At 48.6% G+C, this 1,546-nt stretch carries 2 protein-coding genes; both read right to left on the bottom strand.

What is annotated here, in order from left to right:
* Window positions 1-901, bottom strand: a 901-nt coding sequence (gene guaA, locus A3750_RS19270; protein ID WP_156498754.1) for a glutamine-hydrolyzing GMP synthase, incomplete at its 3' end; no start/stop codon positions are given.
* 91 nt (window positions 902-992) lie between these two features.
* Window positions 993-1,546 (bottom strand): IMP dehydrogenase (locus A3750_RS19265; protein WP_197475163.1); only part of this gene is annotated, 554 nt, incomplete at its 5' end.

The raw sequence follows: 1,546 nt of genomic DNA, 5'->3' as shown, positions 1-1,546 counted from the left end.
AGAACAGGTCTTCAGCATCAGCACGGATAACTTTAACGCCCATGTTGTCAGCGAACATTTTCATTACCTGATCGCCTTCGTTATGGCGCAACAAGCCATTATCAACGAACACGCAGGTGAGTTGATCACCAATCGCTTTATGAAGTAGCGCCGCAACAACCGATGAATCAACGCCGCCCGACAAGCCTAACAATACGTGATCTGAACCAACCTGCTCTTTTACCGTAGCGACCGCATCGGCAACAATTTTGCTTGGCGTCCATAAAGCGTCGCAGCCAGCAATATCGAGCACAAAATGCTCAAGAATACGCTTACCCTGCAGGGTGTGAGTGACTTCAGGGTGGAACTGAACGCCATAGAAATGCTTGTCTACATTGCACATACCGGCAATCGGGCAAGATGGGGTCAGTGCCATTAATTCGAAACCATCGGGCATTGCAACAACCTTGTCACCATGACTCATCCAGACATCAAGCAATGCGTTGCCGTTCTCCCCAAAGTGATCTCGAATGTCCTTAAAAAGCGGATTTTCATTCGTAACTTCGATTTGCGCGTAACCAAACTCTTGCACATCAGAGCCTTCAACTTTTCCGCCTAGCTGCTCTGCCATGGTCTGCATACCGTAGCAAATACCTAGAACCGGCACACCAAGATCAAAAACCGCTTGCGGCGCTCGCGGAGTATTTTCACCCGTCACCGATTCTGGACCACCAGCGAGAATAATGGCCTTAGGGGCATAATCGCGGATTTCGCCATCTTCCATATCAAAGGCACGAATCTCACAGAACACTCCGATCTCACGAATTCGACGCGCGATTAGCTGTGTGTATTGAGAGCCAAAATCTAGAATGAGTACGCGGTGTGCGTGAATGTTCTGGTTTGCAGTTTCAGACGTGGTCATACCGATATTTACCTTAAAAAAATAATCGGGAGACGAATGCTCCCGATTATTGTGATCAACAAGTCGAACGAATCATGAATAACAGCAAGAATTAACCTACTCGATAGTTAGGCGCTTCCTTGGTGATCGTCACATCATGCACGTGACTCTCTTTCATACCTGCCGCTGTAATGCGGGTAAACTCAGGCTTAGTGCGCATTTCTTCAATATTTTGGCTTCCAGTGTAGCCCATGCTAGAGCGCAAACCGCCCATCAACTGATGAATAATGGCACTCATTGGCCCCTTGCAGGCGACACGACCTTCAATACCTTCGGGCACCAACTTATCAACACCAGATTTAGCATCTTGGAAGTAGCGATCACTTGAACCTTGGGCTTGCCCCATAGCACCAAGCGAGCCCATTCCGCGATACGCTTTATAGCTACGGCCTTGATACAGCTCCACTTCTCCCGGTGCTTCGTCAGTACCCGCTAACAAGCTACCAATCATGATGGTATGCGCGCCAGCGACAATCGCCTTAGATACATCACCAGAAAAGCGAATACCACCATCAGCAATAATAGGGATATCGAACGGCTTCAAAGCCTCGGCTACGTTTGCAATAGCAGAGATTTGTGGCACACCGACACCTGCAACAATACGCG

The sequence above is a fragment of the Oleiphilus sp. HI0079 genome (genome assembly GCF_001635105.1).
Note: the sequence above shows the minus strand (reverse complement) of the source record. Positions and strands in the feature narration are given on the sequence as shown.